The sequence below is a fragment of the Cobetia sp. SIMBA_158 genome, assembly GCF_046566945.1.
In the GTDB taxonomy this organism is placed as follows: domain Bacteria; phylum Pseudomonadota; class Gammaproteobacteria; order Pseudomonadales; family Halomonadaceae; genus Cobetia; species Cobetia amphilecti.
This window is the reverse complement of the sequence record NZ_JAWJYL010000099.1, coordinates 1-386: the sequence shown is the minus strand read 5'-3', so window position 1 is coordinate 386 and position 386 is coordinate 1. Positions and strand designations below refer to the sequence as shown.

1 protein-coding gene is annotated in these 386 nt (G+C 42.7%); it reads left to right on the top strand.

What is annotated here, in order from left to right; translation table 11 throughout:
* The coding region (locus R2R70_RS19155) for a helix-turn-helix domain-containing protein (RefSeq protein WP_410978774.1) at positions 1–327 on the top strand (327 nt) is incomplete at its 5' end.
* Between the last annotated feature and the right edge of the window lie 59 nt (positions 328–386).

The following is a 386-nucleotide window of genomic DNA, read 5'->3' as shown; positions in this document are numbered from 1 at the left end:
CCATTTAAAAATTTTCTAGCTGTTCTAACTTGGAAAAAGTTCTTAACCAGAACAAAGGGGGTGAGGAAGTTGAGGTTGGGGGTAGTGCTCCGACAAGCAAGAAAAAGAGCTGGGATGTCCCAAGAGAAGCTCGCTGAATTGTTAAGTCGCTCAAGGAGCTGTATATCAAAATTTGAGAACGATCAAAAGATGCTTGATGTTCCTACATATGTGCGGTGGATGGAGGCGACAAATGCAAAAGAAGCCATGATCGCAACCTTATGTGGTGTCGATCCACTTGCGGTCACGCAGCAAATTACAGCCATTATGGCTTTGTTTGGAGGATGAAGATGAGAAAAGCGATTTTCAAGAGTATTGATCATGAAGGGATAACAGCTGAAATGATC